We start from the raw sequence: 19,407 nt of genomic DNA, 5'->3' as shown, positions 1-19,407 counted from the left end.
TAACAAAGACCCGACACTCTAAGCTTGATTATATGGAGGCGCAACCAATTCAACAGAGTAATTTCCATATATAATTTCAGAAGTTTTAATTTCATTTTTTTGATTATAGGGACTTTCCTCTTGAATTAACTCAAACAATTTTGTTATGGTAATACTTTCACTTGTAAGCGTCCCAATTAATTCAAGCAGGTTGTACCATTGGCACCAAGCTGTATTACTATATGGCTTTTCATCTCCAGAATAATTCCCATTGTGTCTACCAATAACAAAAAGTTTAATTTTATCCTTGTTTATAAGTTGTGGACTTAATTGCAGAAAATCAGCCATCCGTTTTTCTGAAACTGTATTAATCCATTGTTCAATATCGTTAACCCACTTTTTTGACTTCTCTATATAATTCTTTCTTTTACTTATAAAGGATCGTGTTGATTCATATATTGAATCCTGCCATTTTAGTTGAATAAAAGCTATATCTCCTGTCTCTTTATCAAGAATACATGCATCAATATCCGTAATAATTCTCCCATTGTCGGAAATATCTATACTTCTATCAAATGTAATAAAGCGTTTGTCGTCAAAATACTTATAGAGCTCGTTTCTAAATAATTGTTCTCTTTCTCTTGTGTTGCGGTCCCAATCTATTGAATATTGTCTTTTTAACTCAGACAACATAAAATCTATTGGCCTATGGATGCATCCGGTAAATGAACGCAACAACTGTGTAGATGATATTCTTATGAATAATGGAACAGGAGAACCTATATGACTGTAATATTTCTTTTTCTTGTCATCGTATATAAACTTGTCAAATATATACTCGCTTGTTTCTTTAGAAACACCTAAAATATAGGTCAGAGAATCCAAGAAAACATCATAATCTACAACAAGCGGTAGTATATTAATTTTTTCCAGAATAGGATCTTTTTTCGTTGCTATCTCAACAAACTGCAAATGCTTTAAACTTATTGATTCAATAGCAATGAGCGCTTCTAGAAAAAAATGATACTCAATACCTCCAAATTCGGAAGTAGGCGAGAATCCGTCCCATTCTGTTGCTTGCACAAAATCTAACTGTGCATTGCGAATGAAAAAATGATCTACTTCAGGGTCAGCATCATAACCGATAAAATTGTAGTTCCATGTATATACTAATTTCTCCATCTTTTTAATGATCCGGGGAAGTTGACTAAATCCTTTAATGTATTCATCCCCCAAAGAATTTAAGATTGCATGAGAGTACTTCACAGACTTTGTTTTTTCATATCTTTCAATTGAATAATGTGTATTCATATAAGATAGGCGTGCATTTTTTTTCTCTAATAAGCTCATATTTTAATACTCCGAACCGAAGCAGTTCTTCGTAATTTTCCATGAGACCTGCTTTAAAACAAATATCCAAGAATGTCTTAACGCTTTGTATAGATTGCGGTGTTGAAGGTGTTAATGGGCACCCTTTAACATTGTTATAATCTTTATACAGGTAACGAAATGCTATTGGAAGAGAAAAATCAATAAAATTAAGATCTTTTTCACTGTTTTCATGACTTTCATGAAGTACCGAATCGTAAATTTGATCATAATAGCGTATAACTTCATTAATAAATAGTTGTTGTTCTCTTATGGATAGTCCTGATATATACTTTTCTACTCTGTTTAATGCATGATCTTTAATTTTCTTTATTAATGTTGTATTTCCCATAGAATCACCCTTCATAAATTCAAAAGCATATTAAACCTAAATTTCAAAAGCACAGCTCTCTGGAAGCATGAAAAGGAGTGGTATTCGTCGGAACTATATCACCCAAAGTGAGGGGAGCAACTTTTAGGTGAAGTCTACCATATATATCTGAAAAGAAAGAACGAATTTCCCCTACAAAACGCAACAAGCTTCAGAGGCATCAAAATCTTTCTGACGTTTCTCGAAAACTCAAACTGTCAGAGGCGAGGTGTAGCCTTTTAGGCAGAAAAGCGCACAACGACCCCTTCCCTTTGCACCGCATTCTATTTTAACTTATCATCGGCTGTAAGCGGATTGCGTTGCTGAGCCGTTTCCCCGGTGGACGCTACCCACTTCATAGCTTGTTGTATAAAAATCACGAAAGATTGGATCGATCGTATCCCGAGCTAGCGGTGGAATTGCGACGCTCCATTAGGAGATCATTCGTCAGTGTTTGCCCACCAACCTCATACTTGATCTGGATTCAATGGTCGAGACAGTCTACGGGGGTCGGGCGGCACGGCCAAAGGGACACCCAAACTAGGCTGGAAGAGTTATCATCCGTTGTTGGCTTTTGAAGGACAAGCCCGCTTGAACCTGAATGCCCAGCTTCGTCCCGGTAATACACACTCCTCCACTGAGGCCATCGATTTCCTGAAGCAAACCTTCAACCTGCTCGGCAAGCTAAAATGGACGATTGTTTTCTTTTTGATCTCTCAGGACATTGCCATCGAATTTTTTAAACCAGTAATCGGTATCCGCTTTAGGGATACGATAATATTTGCATCCTTCATGAGCATGCCAGAAACATCCCTGTAAAAGACAACCGTCTTATACTTTGGTAGAATAACATCGGGTTTCCCAGGCAGCTTCTTATCATGAAGTTTGTATCGGAAACCTTCGCTGTGCAAATGCCTCCTGACAATCAATTCAAGAGCAGTGTTCTTCGACCTTGTCTTTGACATCATCTTGCTGCGTTCTTCTGTTGTCAGTGTACCTACCATTAGCAAGTCCCCCCCTGCACATTGGATAGCCCACTGCACGAATCCAGCATTTCTGCAAGTTTAGTTGCGATAGCCCTTGCCATTATCGGTGGTACTGCGTTTCCAACTTGCTGATATTGCGAATCCTTGCTCCCTATAAATACATAATCATCAGGAAAGGATTGAAGTCTGGCTGCTTCGCGAATGCTTATTGCTCTTGAAATTGTTGGATGTATCCACATTGACTTGCGTACATTTGTAACGGTTCCAGAAGGCTTCCCATATACAAGCCTTAGATAGATGGAATTCTGTGTTCTTTCCGGTCTAGTGTAGGTATTCTCAATTAAGCTACGATCAAGGTCATGGAAGTTCTGACCCTGACCTAAGGCTTCAAAACGTTTTTTTGCAGTCTCTCGTGTTTCAGTAACTATGTGATTGCTTAGTACTGAAGCGTTGCGAAGTTGCCTTGTAAGCCCCGTTACTTGAAATTCATTATTTAATGGGATAGGATCATCCTCTATATTAAAAACTGGCGTTATTTGCTCCAAATCTTGAATTGCATCGTATACAGTAGGATACTCTTTTTCTTTATATACTCTTTCAGGTAGTTTGGGCTGAAGATTTAAATCCTTTCTTAATCCTATACTAATATATCTTTCTCGAAGTTGCGGTACTCCAAACCACGCAGCATTAAGCACGCCGTCATCTATGAAATATAACTTCCCTAGTCTTTTTCCAATGTAGTCAATGACTGAATATGAACTAGTAACTACATGTACACCTCTTTGATCTTTTCTTAAATTATATATAGCAATATTGTTATCCACCAGTTCTTTCGCATGTCTCATCAAGCGTTGAACATTTAGATAATCTAACATCTCATGTTCCGCTTCCTCAAAAGCAATTTCCTCTCCAGCATATTTAATAAATGTATTGAGCGAAGCTTGCTCAAATTCAATATATTGTCTTGAGATTCCCTGGGGTTTCTTAGGAAGTTTGGAGATGTTTTTTATACATTGCCTTCCTTTGCTCAAAGCCTTATCCCTTGTTTCTAATTTTTTAGAATTTTTATACAAAATCCTCATCGCATAAAATACCTTATCAGGCAAAATTAATTCATTTAAAATAGCTGAATCAAACAAATATTCATCAATATCAGCCACAGGACATTCTGCATCAAGCAAACATATCGTTTCGTCACGAGTGGTTATTCCCAAATGCTCAAATTCAATTCCATCATTATGCGTACAATAAAACCGATGAATATCCGATTTAAGCATCCGGACATTCTCCATTACAAACGCTTTTGGCCTTAGATTGAGAATTACTTCAACATATTTTTTAACAAGGCTATTATTCTGACTAATGATATGATTTCGTTGACGATTTGCATTTGAAAACCCTTGGCATGGTGGCCCCCCAACAACAACATCAAATTCTCCATACTCACGCTTGAAACCCTCATAATCGGTTATATCCAAAATATCACTCAATACTACAGTGTTTTCATGATTTCGTTCATATGTTGCTTTAGCATTATCATTTTTCTCGACTGCAACAGCAATATTATATCTGTCTGTTTGCGCAAACCCTAAACTCATACCGCCCGCACCCGCAAACAAGTCTAACATTTTATACACTACTTCACACCCTTTCAATCGTCTTACCAACTCTCAATAATAACTCTTTTGAGCAAAGAAAGCAACTTCTGGTTATATATTGAGGTTTGGTAGCTTCGCGGGCTATTGGGCTAAAGCTATTTTTAGGACTTATGCTTCTACTGATAGGATATTTACTTTTCAATCAGTCATCTCTGGTATTCCGCTCTATAATTGATCACTTTTTCCTGTGCCTCAATACACTAAATTTTCTGATCCTTGCGGACTCTGCGTTTTTCTGCTTTTTCATCACCTTAAGCAATAAGTGCTGGCTCTAATCTTTCATCAAGAGAAATATTCAACCTAAAGTTTTGAAAATACAACGCTCTGAAAACGTGAAAAAGAACTCGAACCTTTGTTGAATGGTGTTTGCGAGGACAACATCAACCAAAGAGAGGGGCAACTTTTAGGTGAAGCCTCCCATACCAAATCAAGAGCGAATTTTCACTGCGCAGCGCCAACTTCGGTGCCGTTAAAATCTTCCTGGTGTATGTCGGGAAAATTGAGCTTACGAGGCGATACGCAACCTCTCCGGTAGCAAAGCACACAATACCATTTTCCCTCTTCATCAAATTCTGATCTATCTATCATCAGCTGTATGCTTGGATGCGAACGGATTTTTCATTTCTGCAAGCCACAGTATGACGCGCTACTCCATTAAGAAAGTGACTTAGAACATTTGATCCTGAATAATAGTTGGGTTAATGCAGCAAATGCAAGAAGAGCTCTGGCGGTTCATACGCACAGAGCTCTCTTTTGAGGCGTTAAAATAGTTCGGCTAAAGTGTGGGCATTTTTCTTCTCTCGATGATTGGTTACAATAAGGGTTAAGAAGTCAGTTTTTCTTTAACCACTCTTTCAATGGTACTGGAATCAAATAAATCCACGATGGACATACCTCCCGCATAATTGAAATGTTTCATCAGGTCCCGGAACCGATCCCGGTTATAGAAACTAGGGTTGTCCTTCTTGATCTTCGCGACCGCGCCTAGAATAGTTTTTGTGAACTCCATGTTCCGGGAGAAATTTCGTTCTGTCAGATTTAAGGTGAGATCGGAGTTGTGAAGCAAAATCTCTGTGAGTTCCCATGGATTTCTAAGAGACTCGTCATGTGTCATGTAACCGAACCACCAAAGTCTGGCAAGCCCGTTGCGAACCGGCGCTTTCTGGCCCGACAAGAAATAACGTGCTTCTACTCGCTTCGACGAACTGCTTTTTCTATTGCTCTGCTCCTCTTCAAAGACCTCACCTTCCTCTTCATCTCCCTGTTGCCCAACTGGCCAGCGGGAACGCATATACGTCCAAAATGTTGAATGCGTCAAGTATGTCCAGAGCCGTTCGTTAGAGGCTTCTGCAGGTGTTAAATGTCTAAGAGCCCCATACAGTTTGCGAACATTTTCCAAATCAAAGTGTTCTGGACGCCGTCCATCATTATAAACAGAAACCTTTAACTGAATATCCGGGATGACTAAGTTCGAGGGTACTGACCACGAATCATCGACCCAAGGTACGTCCGCCTCATACTTCTTCATTTGAATGTGTTCCAGCGCTTTCAGCTTTAGGCGTTGTAGTCCATTTTCTGTAAAATAGCGAAGCCGCATCTTTAGTTCCCCTCCATTTCCATGAGCAATTCAAGGGAAGGCCCTAACGGTTTCCCTAGCAATTCATGCGCAATACTGATGGAAGTGTCGTTCATATTAATGTTCTTCTTCTTTATTGCATTCATAATTACGGCATACCACTTCTTATTCTGAAGGGGTTCGATCTCACTGTCTTTACTTGATTTAATGAATTCAATGATGTTGGCAAGGACAGGTACAACGGTCATTAAGGAATAAAGCGGAGCAAATACCTTGTTATTGCTGTTTAGTAAACTTAGGTTGTTGAACTCCTTTTCCGGTAGATAAATGATCACCTTATCTCCGTCAAGATTAAAGTCGATAGGATTCGAACTATCCGGTGACCGTTCAAACATAAATACGGAAGATACAGGGCGAAGTGAATCTTTCTTTTTCACGATAATTAATGACTTCGGTTCCGCCACGGCTAAGATATCTCCTCTGTTAATGGAAAAAGGTTCCTCGCCGTAAGCTTCATCAAACTCGTCACTAGCAAATTTGTCGATATCTTTGATCGCAGAAATGGCGGGGCATACATCGACTTGGTTTTCCAGCTGATAAGCTGAAATTATAAAGGTCAGTGTTTCATCATTTGATGTAAAGACTTTACGATATCGTGTCGGCCCACATTCAAAATGAAGAAGATAACAGGCCTGATTTTGCTGAATCATTCGTTTCAACGTTTGACTTGTTGTTTTAAAGATTGCCTCAAACCGATAGAAGTCGCCTTCCGCTTCAGATTTCAGCTCTACCTCATAGGTGTGCTCGCCATAGCCATTGAAAAAGCTACACAAAACCGGATGTGGAAAATAACGATGTTTAATTTGCATGCAGTTTCACCCTTATCGCACGTTTTTCTGGATTTACAGGCGACAACTCCACCCTACACTGTTGATTGGCTTTCATTGCAATCGGTCCGATTTTTGTTTGCCCCTTTATAGATATCGATTTGCCGGTAGTACTGTTCTTGGCAAATGCAATTTTGGCCTGTTCCGATGACTCTTCGCCCTCAAATAACAAACTAAAAAATATCTGCCCGTCCATTTCCGGAACAAATACGACATAGTACTTCCCAGATCTGTAAAATGGTAGTTGTTTTTTTAGTTTTGACAACGTATTAACAGGCTGGATTTGCGCTCCTTCAGAATCCGGCCGAATATTGCCATCTCTCCCAGCCTGCCCGCCCTTTTCTCCTTGGTCTCTGCTTCCGCCACCATGTCCGGTTCTGTTGCCGAAACTGTTTTCTCTCCTGTTGTTGCCTCCTTCAGGACAATCTCCGCCCTGTTCACCACCATCCTGTGCATCTGCATCATCAGGTACATCTTCGATGCCTGCCATAGCTTCTTCCTCAGCCATATAAGCAGTATCTTGCTGCAACTTATGCTTTTTCTCGCGGATAAGGATGGATTCCGGCGCATTATAGTTTGTATCCTGTCCATTACCGGCAGTAGATAGGACAATGTCATCGTTGTCATCCGCCAAATACTGGCTGATCCCTTCAAGGTCCATCGTATCGCCCGTGTTCTGTCTGACCAACGTTTTAATCTGTTCCGAAATCCAGCCGTACATGTCAGACAATACTTTGCTTGCCCCCCGTTCTTTGGCCCGGCTTGATATCCAGTCATCGTGTTTCGGTGGTTCCATTTTCCTTAGCAACTTATTCATTTCATCGCCGCTTGCGATAAAAACGCCAGAAAACTTTAACGGGCTACGGAATTGTCGTTGCTTGATCATCATTCCCGTTTTTCTAAACATCGTAATTGTATTGTTTTGATCAGGTCCTAGTTTCAAGTAGAGCTCAATCGTCCCCTTGTTTTTGAAATTAGGCTCAAAGAAATAGGGATCTTTCTTTGTAAAGGCTTCAAAATACGAAGGAAGCTTAAAATCCTCCCCAGCGAAATATTGCTTGACCAAGCTTCCAATGGTTGTATCGTCAATGACTATATTCCCGGCATGGACAACCAGCTTATTATCCATGATTGCAACAAAGAAGTTTTCAATGACGGTTTGAATAGTGACTTTCTCCCAATTTTTACTATTTTTAAATGCTGCAATAAAGATGTCCGTACCGATTTCCGTTCTTGTGAAAAATGGATGCGGATTATACTCCAAGATTGGTAGATTGCCGTTAGTTTCTCCGAAAAAGCCTGTCCCTCTTGTGAGTTCTTTTTTCTCATTATAATGAGAGACAAGTCTTGCAGAGCCTTGAAACGCCTTTTTGTTTTCTTGATCGATAGTGTTGTAGAAAACCGTACGAAGCATCGAGCATTCTAACGGGGCGGCTTTTCCTATGCCAAAGGAGCCACCGTCATCGTCCCCTTTATTTGAAACCCCGACCGCCTTCACAAGAGCAAACCATTTTCCTTTGAGAGGGTTGTCCGATCCTGATAGACCGGTAGTATTATAATCACTAACTTTCATAAACGCGATTTGATCTTCCTCGAATACTTTTAATGCTTCTTTGAAAAAGTTGATCTCATCCTGATGACTTTCTGCGAGTATCAAAAATTCTAAACACGACTGTAAAGTCTCCACAAATTGCTTCCATTCAGGAAACACGTTTTTAGGTAAAAACTCGCAATTATATGTAACGATTACTGGCTTGGAGTCTGATATTTTTGCATCTAATGCATTTTGTATCGTCTCTCGGACCAATGATGCAGGACTTCCGGCAAAAGTCTCAATCCCAGCATCGTTCAATCCTTCTCTTGTACCGCCATCATTAAGTGGAAACTTCCAGCTTACCATAAAGACTTCCTCCTATCTTCTAAAGAACTAGCATTTTTGTATGCAAACAAACCTAGGATTTTTTAAATGAGAATGCCACATCTTCGTAAGTCTCCTCGCTTCTAAATTTTGATTTCATATTCTTTAATTCTGATTCTAATGCCTCAATAATTTGTTTAACATGAGCTTCTGTATAATCGTAATTCCGACGATTAGATAAGTTTCCGATAAGACGAACTTTTTTTTATCGCCTCCGATACTCGTTTTTCCGCCAATCTTTCAAAGTTTATTCTTTTATCCACAACCTATAATCCCCTTTCAATTTCGAATATTATACTATTATATAAACATACATTCACAAAAATATCTACTATATAATTAAAATGTAGCCTATAATTTTCATAATATATCACTACGAAGAACAAAATAAACGTTAAATTTAATCTTTATATCATGTTATTTCTGAAGGGATTTTATTAATAGTACGAGAGTTCGTCAGAATGGAGATGCTAAATATTCCCTATATTCGCAATCTACTGATCTCAGCAGCTCATAGGCGCTGAAATCCCTCTGTTTGTACACTATTCCTAAAGCCATTTCAACCGCCGCGTTCCTTTTTGTGTCTGATCAAGTAGGCATCACTGATGACTTCTTACTATTCTGTAAAGCAGTTTATCCGAGCACGTTGACGAGGAGTATATCGGAGAATTATTATATGACCTACTTGAAGCACTCCCGTAGAATGCGTGTGTTGCCCAATAGTTGTGAAGAACTGGCACATTTCTTAGTCGGAGACGAAAAAACTAATTGAGAAAGTAATATTTAGATTCGAGATTAATATTTATGATAGGGTTGATGCTCTCGGAAGGGAATAAATGCTTGAAAGAAGATTATTTACGTACAGTATCACTAGGCTAAGTCAGAACAAATCCCCGTAGAAATTATTGATGGATTTATTAGACTTGACAGTCAAAAGTTCTTGTCGAAAAATTGTTGTATGGAAGAATAACCCAGACGAGCAATTATAGTATCCTTTAGCTCTCACATGAAAGGAATAGTCGCCGAATGGGTTACAACAAGCAGTTTACCCCATTTCCAAGCGATTGACCGCATCTATACTCAAAACTTTGAACGAACTTTTACTGCCCTTCCGTTCTTGTTTCTCTAGACAAGCCACGTTCGAGTGGTTTGTCGTGATCGTCGTTGGCTTTATGTTGCGCTCTGGCCATCTCGGTGTAACTTCGGTCATTCGGGATCTCTCCCTAAGTGACCGCTGTTATGAAACACTCCTTCACTTTCTTCCGTTCTTCCGCCTGGTCTCTGCCCTCTTTACGGCAGATGTGGCTTTAGGTCGTTCGACGGTCTGCGCCTCTGCTGGTGATTCAGGATCGTGTCGTCCTTATCGACGACGGGATGAAAGAGGCCAAGGTAGGGCCCGGATGCCTTTAGTGACGAAAGCCAATTCCAATGTGATGGCCTACGAACTCCCTTCTACCAAGAAACCCGGACGAGTCAAAACCTAAAAAAGTCAAATATGTAAACATAAGGAACTTCTCTCCGCTCGTGCTGCCGATTTTCATACCGCCATCGTTCCCCTGTGCGGTAAGGAAGAGACGGTTGAATTTCTCTGCCACGGATCTGCTTTGGGGGCAGGGTTTATCAGGAATTGCGCTTTGTGCTGGTGATTCATCAGGGCCGCTACTCCATTCTGGCCAGTACGGATCTCACGCTTTCGGCTATAGATATCATTCACTTATACGGTTATCGCTTTAAAATCGAGTGTACGTTTTGGGAGATGAAACAGGTTATCGGAGCTTTCGGCTACTGTTTCTGGAGCAAGTCCATGCCGAAGCTGAACCGCTTTCTGAAGAAAAAGGAAGCCCACCCGCTCGAAGCCGTACAAGAACAAACAGGATCCGCGCCGGATTGATTAAACGATTAAAGCGATCGAAGGTTGTGTTATATGCCAGTGCATTGCGATGGGACTACTGCAGTTGATCGACTTGCACTTTTCAAGCCGGACGCCAGCGTTATTTTTCTGCTATTTGCGTACGCCTTCCCATGCCATGGTGACCGAGGCTACCGTTGCCGCTTATTTAAGCAAGTCTATTTTTCGGCTGTTTGTTCAAAACCTCACTTATCCATAACGAAAATAATTAAATCTCAGAAGGATACATCCAATACTGACGAGGATTCACTGGCTTCTTAGAAGCTTAGCACTTTTTACTGTCCAGTATTAGAGAATGCTACTTAAAAATGTCCTCTCTCATTGCCGACTTTGATGCGAACCCGGATATTGAGAATATGATAAAAGTATCTGAACTGGCGATTGAGAAGAACCACGTTTTTTCAACCAAGCAAGTGATCGAGATGATCAAAATGGGGAATTATACTGAAAGTTGAATGGACGACTCCTGCACTGAAGCTTGTTTATGTCGATCAATTCATTGTTTCATTCCGACCTTCTAAGGATGGTACAGCATATACGGTTACAGCGCTCTAACACGAGCGGCAAAATAAAAAAAGCCTAAATGGATAAAAAAGTTACCATTCGGCTTAGAAAAAGACGTCTCTTCTCTAAAAGTCTGATGATGTGCCGATAGAATCAATTGCTCTAAATCAGGTGAATAGGGACACGATTTGCTTGCGTCTCCATTTCCCCCAACTCTCCTCTAAGCTTATTCAGTCCCCTTATAAATCAAGCAACACGCAACACTCAACCTGCCTTGAGCGGCTAGCACGGATAAAGTTTTTATTTTTGACGGATTGTAATATGAAGTGCGACACCTGCTGGAAATAAATAAACAAAGGGCCCATGGCCAGATTCGTGTAGAATGAAGGTTCCTACACCACACATTAACACAATGAGAATCCACCATGAGCTACAAACATCTTAGAATAATTGAGCGCAGCAAGCTAGAAATCTGGAAAAGGTGCCAGAGCGATTACTAAGGAGCTTGGCAGACATCATGCCACCATTAGCCGGGAACTCCGCCGAAATGCAGCAGAGCAACCTTACCATGCTGTGACCTCTCAGAAGAGCTACGCCAAGCGGCGCAAGACTTCAGTTCCCTCAGGCAAGTGGACGCCAGAGCTGGCTCGTAGCAACGAAAATAAGCTTCAGGCTACCTGGCCCCCCGAGCAGATCATGGAGAGGCTACGTCAGGAGGGGCAAGTAATGGTATGCTTTAAAACAATCTATCGCTGGCTGTATCACGGACGTTTGGCGAAAGGCATCCTCACGCTCTTCAGGCATAAAGTCAAAAGGCAGAATCCGGCGGAGACACGTAGTAAATTTGCGATAGACAAGTCCATCATCCAGCGTCCCAAAGAGGTTCGATCCCGGGAAACGTTTAGTCATTGGGAACTGGATACGGTCGTCTCTGACCGTCGGAAAAGCAAGGGGTGTGTGGCCATTCATTGAACGCAAAACACGCCTATACACCGCCATTCGGATGCCTGACCGTACCGCGTTGTCCATGCAGATCACCTTTGGAATATCCGCCTCCCCAGTATCCCTTCGGGGCCTTTCAAACCGCTACAGCTGACCGTGGTAAAGAGTTTGCCTGTTATGCGAGCCTGGAAGCTACCCATGGCGTACAGATGTATTCGCAGATCCGTATTCCTCCTGGCAACGGGGCTCTAACGAGAACGCTAACGCTAATGGCCTCTTGTCGAGAGTTTTTCCCAAAAGGGACGGACTTCGCCCAAATCTCGGATGAAGCCTTGGAAACCGCTCTCCACTTGATTAATCACAGACCACGAAAATGCTTGGGTTGGAAAACCGCTAACGAATCCTTTTCAGAGAAACTATCGCACTTGGCTTGGCAGCCCGTCTTTTAAAATAAGTATAAATATTTCCGACAGAAACCTTGACAGTTACGACAGACGGTAATTCCATTGATAGCGATATAAAAAACAGGGAAAAGACATGATAATGGAAGCTGGTTTGCCCTGTTCTTCACTCAAGCTTTTCCCCAATTTCCTTCAAATCTTATTCATATTTTCAGAGAGAACACCCCTGACACGATGTGTCCCCATTATTGAAAGTTATTTTTTTCATAACGTACTACGCCGTAACTCATAAAAATACTGCACAATCGGATGCTTTAACTTCATCTTCTCGGTCATGTTTAAAATTCGCTTTTTTCCTACTCGTCTGTCCACTAAAGCTAGAACATTCAATAAGATATCATTACTCTCTAAGCTGTCCTCTATAGAAGTAGTTAAAAAGTTATTAGCTACAACATTAAAATTAGACTTGCTTAATGAGGCCTGTGCTGACAAAAGCTCCTTTGCATGTTCTGATATTTTTCTACCTCTTGCAATTACTTGTAGACGATCCTCCGGAACGTTCCCATTAGTATCTTTTCTGACCGCTTCAATTTCCTCATTGCTGATAGGAACTTGGATATTGGGATCATTCTTGATTTCCAGCTCCGTCTGATACCATTTGATTGGACTAGTGATATCATTCATATTGAGTATGTTCTTCTTATCTACAGTTATATGACAAATTCCAGACTTATCAGATAAATAACGGTAACTGGTAGCTCGGTATTCGACCCTTCCGTCTAAAGCAGGAGAGAGGAAGCTCTCCAGTTGTTGCTTCAATTTACTCCAGGACATATATCCTCCTTTGTTTTCAATGCCTACTAACAGCCCGTCCCCAACTTGGGAATTTAATTTCCACGTTCCTCTACCTCATCATGATCCTTGCTTCCAAACTCATCAAGCAATGTACGCACTTCACTTGTTGATTTGGCATTCATTAAGCTGTTTCTGAGTTCACTTGCCCCTCGGAATCCACGGACATATATTTTGAAGAAGCGGGCGAGAGGGCTGAACGAACGTGGCTCCTGCGCTGAATATTGATCATGGAGATCTAGATGAAGCCGCAGCAATTCAAGCAATTCCTCACTGCTGTGTTCCTTCGGTTCCTTCTCAAACGCAAATGGATTCTGGAAAATACCACGCCCAATCATAATGCCATCCACTCCATATTGCTCAGCGAGCTTCAAGCCGGTCTGACGGTCCGGAATATCTCCGTTAATGGTCAGCAGTGTATCTGGTGCCACCTCATCACGAAGTTTCTTAATCTCCGGAATCAGTTCCCAGTGAGCGTCTACTTTGCTCATTTCCTCTCTTGTCCGCAGATGAATGGACAAATTCACAATGTCTTGTTTCAAAATATGGGTCAACCAGTCGCGCCATTCGTCTACGGTAGTGAAACCGAGCCTTGTTTTCACACTGACGGGCAGTCCCCCGGCTTTGGCAGCCTGAATGATATCCGCTGCGATTTCGGGACGGCAGATCAGGCCGCTTCCCTTCCCATTCTCGGCTACATTCGCTACAGGACAACCCATATTAATATCGATGCCTTTGAAGCCTTCTTTCGCCATACCGATGCTCATTTCACGGAAATATTCCGGCTTATCTCCCCAGATATGGGCCACCATGGGCTGTTCATCCGCTGTAAAAGTCAAACGCCCGCGTACACTTTTGTTCCCCTCCGGGTGACAATAACTCTCTGTATTCGCAAACTCCGTAAAAAACACATCCGGTCTGGCTGCTTCACTTACGACATGGCGAAACACAACATCCGTCACATCTTCCATCGGTGCCAGTATAAAAAAAAGGTCGTGGCAAATCACGCCAAAAATTATTCGTCATATCAAAAACTCCTCTATAAATACCAGGACAAATCTTTGGTCCCAAAATGGTAAAGCTAACCTGTTCATGTCCTTGCTTCTTCTTCACATATAATATGTTTAAGCAACGTAGTTCAAACGGCAGTATATGTTAAGCATAGACATCTAAATGAGTATATCATACCCAAGAGAGGAGCAGACTCCCCAAAAGACTCGCAAAAAAAGGAAGAGCGCCGCCCCTCCTTGCCATCTTCTATAACGTACTGCGCCGCAGTTCATAGAAATACTGCACGGCATAACTTCCCCCCAGCCTACGCCGTTCCCAAGCGAATCGCTTAAAAAAAGAGCCGAGGAATAATATCCTGGACCCTTTTCGTCAATTTCCACACATGAATACCCAAAATTTTCAGCTGCATGCCACATGAGCATATTTATCAACATCTACACGATTTCGGTACGTTTCTATAATCTTATTAATGTTTTTATCAGTAAGTTTGTTTTGATTTTTGCCTTTTTCAAATTCATTGCTTGCATCGATAAACAAGATGTCTTTTGTTTTACGATTTTTCTTGAATACTAAAATCGTAGTTGGGATGGATACACCGTAAAACAAGTTGGCAGGTAAGCCTATAACGGTATCAAGATAGTTTTTCTCAATGATCGTTTGGCGAATCGCACCTTCTGCTGCACCACAGAACAAGACACCATGCTATTTTAGATTTATTAAATCCTTCCGCCTACTCCTTTAAATTTATCTACAAAGGCAGAGATTTTCTGAAAAACGCTCTGTTTTTTTGTTAAATACTGAGTATTGAGAGGACTCATTTTAGGAAGAACCTCATTAAGCTCCGTTCCATTTTCACTGGCGTATTCTCTTTTTAATGAAGTCAAAATATATCTTTTTGCAGCATCTTCATTCAGATTTTCAGTACTAATCAATTCTTCTGCTTCACGCTTTTGCTCAGTTTGAGCAAATGAGAAAAAGGCGTCAATAATACTTGCTTTATCTTGAATACTATCTAAATCAGCTTGATTAATAAAATCGACGACCAAACTTTCTTTCGCACGGTTCCCTACACTCGAACGAATTAAACGACGTACCTCTTCAACCAACGATTCTTTATCTTTTATTTTTTTGTTATTTTCAAAAATAAGTTCAAGAATATAATCTAAATTGATCTCTTGGGATTTTAGAAGATCCACTTCAAAGACAACATCATCCCAATCAATAGAGGAATTGTCTTTTTGTTTTCCGTTTTTCTCACGACGAAGCCAATCACGAATATCATTATAGGATGAACGATAATCTTGAATCGTTCTTTCTTCTGGTACATTAATTTCTTGCATGGCAGCTATATCTTCATCACCCATATAGTGAGTAGATTTAAAATTTTCCAAAGCCTCAGAGTCATTGAGATCTACTGTTTGTAAAGCTTTTAGACTTGAAAACTCATCATAATTCTGCAAAATATTTTCAACACGCAAATATTCACCAAAAAGCTTGGCAAACTCTTTCTTATCTTTTTCAGTAGAAATATCTTCAGCATCAGGAAAACGTTCTTGCAGCTCTTTTACTATGTCTACATAACCACGCCGGGCTTCCCCCGTTGCGATATCAGTAAACCCTTCCATATACTCTTTGTAGCTTTTTTCCAGCACTACATTTTTAGTGTTTGTATCCCCGAAAAGAGTAATAGCATCTATAGTGGCTTGCTCTAAATCTCTAAATGTAATGATATTTCCAAAGGTTTTAGTTGCATCATAGATTCGATTTGTTCTCGAAAAGGCTTGCATCAAACCATGATACCTGAGATTTTTATCAACAAATAAAGTATTTAATGTAGGAGCATCGAACCCGGTTAAAAACATGCCTACAACAATCAATAAATCGATCTCTTTGTCTTTTACTCGTTTAGCAAGGTCACGATAATAATTTTGAAATTCCTTACTTTCTACGCCGTAATTGGTTCTAAACATGGCATTATAGTCTTTAATGGCTAAACTTAAAAACTCTTTTGCACTACTATCCATTGCTGAAGGTTCAAAAGTTTCATCAAGAATTTCACCTATAGCATTTTGCTCTTCATTAGCAGCAAAAGAGAAGATTGTCGCAATCTTAAGGGGTTTACTGCTTCCCTTTTGTAAGTTTTTTAATGATTCATAGTAGAGCTTGGCTGCGTCAACACTACTCACAGCAAACATCGCATTAAATCCTTTTCCACTCGCATTTAAACGATGGGTTTTTATTTTAAAATTATGAAGAATATATTGAGAAATTTCTTTAATCCGTTCAGGATGTAATAATGCTTCTTTATTTTCTGCTGCCGATAGCTTCTTCTCGTCCTGTTCTTGTTCAAGCGTTTTGAACTTGGGACGTACATCGTTATAGTCTACTTTGAACTTTAAAACTTTCTCATCTCGAATGGCATCCGTAATAACATAAGAGTGCAGCTCTCGACCGAAGACAGAAGCAGTCGTTTCAGACCCCAACGCATTTTCCGGGAAAATAGGCGTACCTGTAAAGCCAAATTGATAGAACTTCTTAAATTTTTTATTGATATTTTTTTGAGCTTCACCAAATTGTGAACGGTGGGCTTCATCAAAAATAAATACCACTTGCTTATGATATATGGGCAAATCTGTTTCGCTCTTAATCAGGTTATTCAGTTTTTGAATCGTCGTCACTATGATTTTGTTATCTTCTTTTTCAATGTTACGCTTCAATCCAGCGGTATTTTCTGAACCGTTAACACTATCAGGAGAAAAACGCTGATACTCTTTGATCGTCTGAAAATCCAGATCTTTTCGATCCACAACAAAAAATACTTTGTTTATAAAATCAAGCTCAGTAGCCAAACGAGCTGCTTTAAAACTCGTAAGCGTTTTTCCTGAACCTGTTGTATGCCAAATATATCCTCCACTTTCAGTACTTCTCCAATTTTTGGCTAGATATGAACTTTCGATTTTCCATAAAATCCTTTCTGTAGCCGCAATTTGATAAGGACGCATAATCAGTAGATTATTGCTCGCATCAAAAACAGAATATTTCAGTAATATACTCAATAAAGTGTTTTTCTGAAAAAAGGTAGCTGTGAAATCTTTTAAATCTTTAATCTGTTTATTTTTTGATGTAGCCCAATTCATAGTAAAATCAAAACTGTTTTTACCGCGTTTGGTCGTATTGGCAAAATAGCGGGTATCCGTCCCATTGGAAATCACGAAAATCTGTAAATATTTAAACAGAGAGTTTTCCGAATTAAAGCTCTCCTTACTATATCGATGAACCTGATTAAAGGCTTCACGAATGGCAATTCCACGCTTTTTAAGCTCTATTTGTACTAAAGGCAAGCCATTCACTAAAATGGTAACATCATATCTATTGGCTTGATTTCCTTTTTGTTCAAATTGGGAAATGACCTGCACTTTGTTTCTGGAAATCTTATCTTTGTCTACTAGGTAAATGTTCTGAATACGCCCGTCATCGAAAACAAAGTCATAAATATAATCGTTATGAATTTTACGGGTCTTATCAATATGGTTATCACTCGGTTTATCTAAAAACTGCTCGCAAAATCTAATCCATTCTGCTTCTGAAAATTGTACATTGTTAAGGTTTTGCAGTTGCACACGAACATTAGCAAGCATTTTTTCAGGAGTGGTTAAACTTGGGAGATGTTCATAACCTTGATTTACTAAATCTTGAATGAGTTCTCGTTCTAAATCAGCTTCTGTTTGATAATCGGCTCCTTGCTGATCGATCTTCGTATATTTATCCAGAACGATGAAGTTGTTTGATTCTACAATGGGTTTGAAATCGCTCATTCATTTCCCCCCTATATAAAATTTCTTTCATTTTATTTAAAACGATACATTTCTTTAATGTTATTCATTAAATACTTTATTACACGTCTATCATCATCTGTCAATTCAACCATCTCGTCTCCTGAATGCTTTGAATGACTTGATATATTAATAATTCTTGTCTCATAAGGATTAATATTCTCATTTGTGTCTTTAGGCAGAAGTTCTCCCCAGTTGTCATAACCTAAAAATGTTGATGTTTTCTCCAAAATATTTCTAAAGAAATTAAAATGATACTTCTTTAACTGACCTGTTTCAATCGCTTTTTCAATTTCGGTTTTTAAGAAAAGATGATAGGAAAAAGGAGAATCATTGCTTTGGGGAACCAAATCATATTCTCCATCTTCATTTTTTTTAAGAAAATATTTTTTTAAATGTACCCTTTTTAAACTCATTATGCAGCACATTATAAAATAAAGGATTATGTGTGGTTATAATAAATTTAAGGTATGACTGACTTGATTTAATCAAGTGTGCCAAATTTACCGCTAATTCAATCAAGCGATTATCATCTAATGAACTTACAGGGTCATCTATGAATACATATTCCAGCTGATCAAACTGATTTGTTTCTCTCTCACTTGGTTCGGCTACATTTAATACATCAATAACTTGTTCAAGCAGAGAATAAAAAACACACCATACAAAGTTACTCTCTTCTCCTTTTGAAATTTTAATGTTATTGGAACGCTCATCATTACCACGCTCATATGAAAAGGTTATTTCTGAAAAGGCTCCTACGGTTACATTATTCCCATTCTTATCTTTAATAGAATATTCTTCATTAAAATGTGGCGTTAATTTTTCATCGGTATAATGTTGGAAATTAGAAATAATATTTCTATCTTGCCCCTGCTCTTCAAAGATCCATCTTGTAAAAGAATTAGGATGGATTTTAAGTTTTGGCTCAGCATCATTTTCTAAGTCATTATCCCAATAAAACAAATCTTCCGTAAAGGCATTGTAATAAAGAATTTTTTTTATTAACTGCTTCTGATTCCTCTATCTCCGCATCCTCATCTGCTTTCGGTGCCACTAACGATTTGAATTCTCGTGAAAGCCTCGTTTTACCCGTTCCATTAAAAGCATAAATTAATTGAACTGTTACATCCGATTCACTCGCACCTTTAGCTTTCGTTTTATGTTTGGATTTTTTTAACATTTGTGCAATGTCCGTTAATGAAGCACCCAT

The 19,407-nt window shown here is 39.5% G+C and carries 16 protein-coding genes and 4 pseudogenes; 5 read left to right on the top strand and 15 right to left on the bottom strand.

Annotated elements, in window-relative coordinates:
• Positions 1 to 18 precede the first annotated feature (18 nt).
• Positions 19 to 1,329, bottom strand: coding sequence for a hypothetical protein (locus tag C400_RS0105380; protein ID WP_128574127.1), 1,311 nt, complete (start codon positions 1,327 to 1,329; stop codon positions 19 to 21).
• Positions 1,268 to 1,714 carry a hypothetical protein gene (locus C400_RS0105375; protein ID WP_232795316.1) on the bottom strand — a complete coding sequence of 149 codons (447 nt, stop codon included), beginning with the start codon at positions 1,712 to 1,714 and terminating at the stop codon, positions 1,268 to 1,270. Before C400_RS0105375 ends, C400_RS0105380 begins: the two co-directional genes overlap by 62 nt.
• 126 nt (positions 1,715 to 1,840) lie before the next feature.
• On the opposite strand from C400_RS0105375, the pseudogene C400_RS28650 reads away from it, so the two are divergent.
• Positions 1,841 to 2,398, top strand: a pseudogene (locus tag C400_RS28650) (transposase); the annotation flags it as partial.
• Between the two features lie 35 nt (positions 2,399 to 2,433).
• Here the strand turns inward: C400_RS28650 and C400_RS28645 are convergent.
• The 6 genes from C400_RS28645 to C400_RS27435 all read right to left on the bottom strand — a co-directional run bounded on the left by C400_RS28645 (position 2,434) and on the right by C400_RS27435 (position 9,952).
• The gene (locus tag C400_RS28645) at positions 2,434 to 2,682 is read right to left on the bottom strand and encodes a hypothetical protein (RefSeq protein ID WP_414477680.1); all 249 of its coding nucleotides are present in this window, start codon (positions 2,680 to 2,682) and stop codon (positions 2,434 to 2,436) included.
• Between the two features lie 38 nt (positions 2,683 to 2,720).
• Positions 2,721 to 4,331: a DNA cytosine methyltransferase gene (locus tag C400_RS0105360; RefSeq protein ID WP_226888833.1), complete on the bottom strand. Its 1,611-nt coding sequence runs from the start codon at positions 4,329 to 4,331 to the stop codon at positions 2,721 to 2,723.
• Between the two features lie 853 nt (positions 4,332 to 5,184).
• Positions 5,185 to 5,958 carry a DUF6339 family protein gene (locus C400_RS26120; RefSeq protein ID WP_017426220.1) on the bottom strand — a complete coding sequence of 258 codons (774 nt, stop codon included), beginning with the start codon at positions 5,956 to 5,958 and terminating at the stop codon, positions 5,185 to 5,187.
• Between the two features lie 2 nt (positions 5,959 to 5,960).
• Complete coding sequence (locus C400_RS0105350) at positions 5,961 to 6,806, bottom strand: hypothetical protein (protein WP_017426219.1); 846 nt, start codon at positions 6,804 to 6,806, stop codon at positions 5,961 to 5,963.
• Positions 6,796 to 8,724 (bottom strand): hypothetical protein, encoded by a 1,929-nt coding sequence (locus C400_RS0105345; protein WP_017426218.1) that lies wholly within the window; start codon positions 8,722 to 8,724, stop codon positions 6,796 to 6,798. The genes C400_RS0105350 and C400_RS0105345 overlap by 11 nt, the downstream gene beginning before the upstream one ends.
• Before the next feature lie 1,063 nt (positions 8,725 to 9,787).
• Positions 9,788 to 9,952 carry a hypothetical protein gene (locus C400_RS27435; protein ID WP_017426217.1) on the bottom strand — a complete coding sequence of 55 codons (165 nt, stop codon included), beginning with the start codon at positions 9,950 to 9,952 and terminating at the stop codon, positions 9,788 to 9,790.
• 417 nt (positions 9,953 to 10,369) lie between these two features.
• Here C400_RS27435 and C400_RS27430 point away from each other — a divergent pair, with 417 nt between their 5' ends.
• The 4 genes and pseudogenes from C400_RS27430 to C400_RS26115 all read left to right on the top strand — a co-directional run bounded on the left by C400_RS27430 (position 10,370) and on the right by C400_RS26115 (position 12,546).
• Positions 10,370 to 10,633, top strand: coding sequence for a hypothetical protein (locus tag C400_RS27430; RefSeq protein ID WP_017426216.1), 264 nt, complete (start codon positions 10,370 to 10,372; stop codon positions 10,631 to 10,633).
• 49 nt (positions 10,634 to 10,682) lie between these two features.
• On the top strand, positions 10,683 to 10,850 hold the full coding sequence (locus C400_RS27425) for a hypothetical protein (protein ID WP_180986886.1): 168 nt from the start codon (positions 10,683 to 10,685) through the stop codon (positions 10,848 to 10,850).
• A gap of 109 nt (positions 10,851 to 10,959) precedes the next feature.
• The gene (locus tag C400_RS27160) at positions 10,960 to 11,106 is read left to right on the top strand and encodes a hypothetical protein (RefSeq protein WP_017426215.1); all 147 of its coding nucleotides are present in this window, start codon (positions 10,960 to 10,962) and stop codon (positions 11,104 to 11,106) included.
• Between the two features lie 474 nt (positions 11,107 to 11,580).
• Positions 11,581 to 12,546 (top strand): annotated as a pseudogene (locus C400_RS26115) (IS30 family transposase).
• Between the two features lie 216 nt (positions 12,547 to 12,762).
• Here C400_RS26115 and C400_RS0105315 read toward each other — a convergent pair.
• From C400_RS0105315 to C400_RS27410, 7 genes and pseudogenes are all read right to left on the bottom strand, one after another.
• Complete coding sequence (locus C400_RS0105315) at positions 12,763 to 13,332, bottom strand: SF0329 family protein (RefSeq protein ID WP_017426214.1); 570 nt, start codon at positions 13,330 to 13,332, stop codon at positions 12,763 to 12,765.
• Between the two features lie 53 nt (positions 13,333 to 13,385).
• Positions 13,386 to 14,376: pseudogene (locus C400_RS0105310) on the bottom strand (tRNA dihydrouridine synthase).
• A 393-nt stretch (positions 14,377 to 14,769) separates the two neighbouring features.
• Positions 14,770 to 15,063: pseudogene (locus C400_RS0105305) on the bottom strand (N-6 DNA methylase); the annotation flags it as partial.
• A 14-nt stretch (positions 15,064 to 15,077) separates the two neighbouring features.
• Positions 15,078 to 18,176, bottom strand: a complete 3,099-nt coding sequence (locus tag C400_RS0105300) for a type I restriction endonuclease subunit R (RefSeq protein WP_017426212.1) — start codon at positions 18,174 to 18,176, stop codon at positions 15,078 to 15,080.
• Between the two features lie 32 nt (positions 18,177 to 18,208).
• The gene (locus tag C400_RS27420) at positions 18,209 to 18,610 is read right to left on the bottom strand and encodes a hypothetical protein (protein ID WP_232795315.1); all 402 of its coding nucleotides are present in this window, start codon (positions 18,608 to 18,610) and stop codon (positions 18,209 to 18,211) included.
• Positions 18,570 to 19,160, bottom strand: a complete 591-nt coding sequence (locus C400_RS27415) for an AAA family ATPase (RefSeq protein WP_017426210.1) — start codon at positions 19,158 to 19,160, stop codon at positions 18,570 to 18,572. Before C400_RS27415 ends, C400_RS27420 begins: the two co-directional genes overlap by 41 nt.
• On the bottom strand, positions 19,144 to 19,407 hold the full coding sequence (locus tag C400_RS27410) for a hypothetical protein (RefSeq protein ID WP_026065369.1): 264 nt from the start codon (positions 19,405 to 19,407) through the stop codon (positions 19,144 to 19,146). Before C400_RS27410 ends, C400_RS27415 begins: the two co-directional genes overlap by 17 nt.

It is taken from the genome of Paenibacillus sp. ICGEB2008, from assembly GCF_000307675.1.
Classification (GTDB): Bacteria; Bacillota; Bacilli; order Paenibacillales; family Paenibacillaceae; genus Paenibacillus; species Paenibacillus polymyxa.
Note: the sequence above shows the minus strand (reverse complement) of the source record. Positions and strands in the feature narration are given on the sequence as shown.

Coding starts and splice junctions, on each gene's coding strand:
- C400_RS0105380 (WP_128574127.1), bottom strand. CDS start 1,329: ATGAGCTTATTAGAGAAAAAAAATGCACGCCTATCTTATATGAATACA.
- C400_RS0105375 (WP_232795316.1), bottom strand. CDS start 1,714: ATGAAGGGTGATTCTATGGGAAATACAACATTAATAAAGAAAATTAAA.
- C400_RS28645 (WP_414477680.1), bottom strand. CDS start 2,682: ATGTCAAAGACAAGGTCGAAGAACACTGCTCTTGAATTGATTGTCAGG.
- C400_RS0105360 (WP_226888833.1), bottom strand. CDS start 4,331: ATGTTAGACTTGTTTGCGGGTGCGGGCGGTATGAGTTTAGGGTTTGCG.
- C400_RS26120 (WP_017426220.1), bottom strand. CDS start 5,958: ATGCGGCTTCGCTATTTTACAGAAAATGGACTACAACGCCTAAAGCTG.
- C400_RS0105350 (WP_017426219.1), bottom strand. CDS start 6,806: ATGCAAATTAAACATCGTTATTTTCCACATCCGGTTTTGTGTAGCTTT.
- C400_RS0105345 (WP_017426218.1), bottom strand. CDS start 8,724: ATGGTAAGCTGGAAGTTTCCACTTAATGATGGCGGTACAAGAGAAGGA.
- C400_RS27435 (WP_017426217.1), bottom strand. CDS start 9,952: ATGACCGAAGTTACACCGAGATGGCCAGAGCGCAACATAAAGCCAACG.
- C400_RS27425 (WP_180986886.1), top strand. CDS start 10,683: ATGGGACTACTGCAGTTGATCGACTTGCACTTTTCAAGCCGGACGCCA.
- C400_RS27160 (WP_017426215.1), top strand. CDS start 10,960: ATGTCCTCTCTCATTGCCGACTTTGATGCGAACCCGGATATTGAGAAT.
- C400_RS0105315 (WP_017426214.1), bottom strand. CDS start 13,332: ATGTCCTGGAGTAAATTGAAGCAACAACTGGAGAGCTTCCTCTCTCCT.
- C400_RS0105300 (WP_017426212.1), bottom strand. CDS start 18,176: ATGAGCGATTTCAAACCCATTGTAGAATCAAACAACTTCATCGTTCTG.
- C400_RS27420 (WP_232795315.1), bottom strand. CDS start 18,610: ATGAGTTTAAAAAGGGTACATTTAAAAAAATATTTTCTTAAAAAAAAT.
- C400_RS27410 (WP_026065369.1), bottom strand. CDS start 19,407: ATGGGTGCTTCATTAACGGACATTGCACAAATGTTAAAAAAATCCAAA.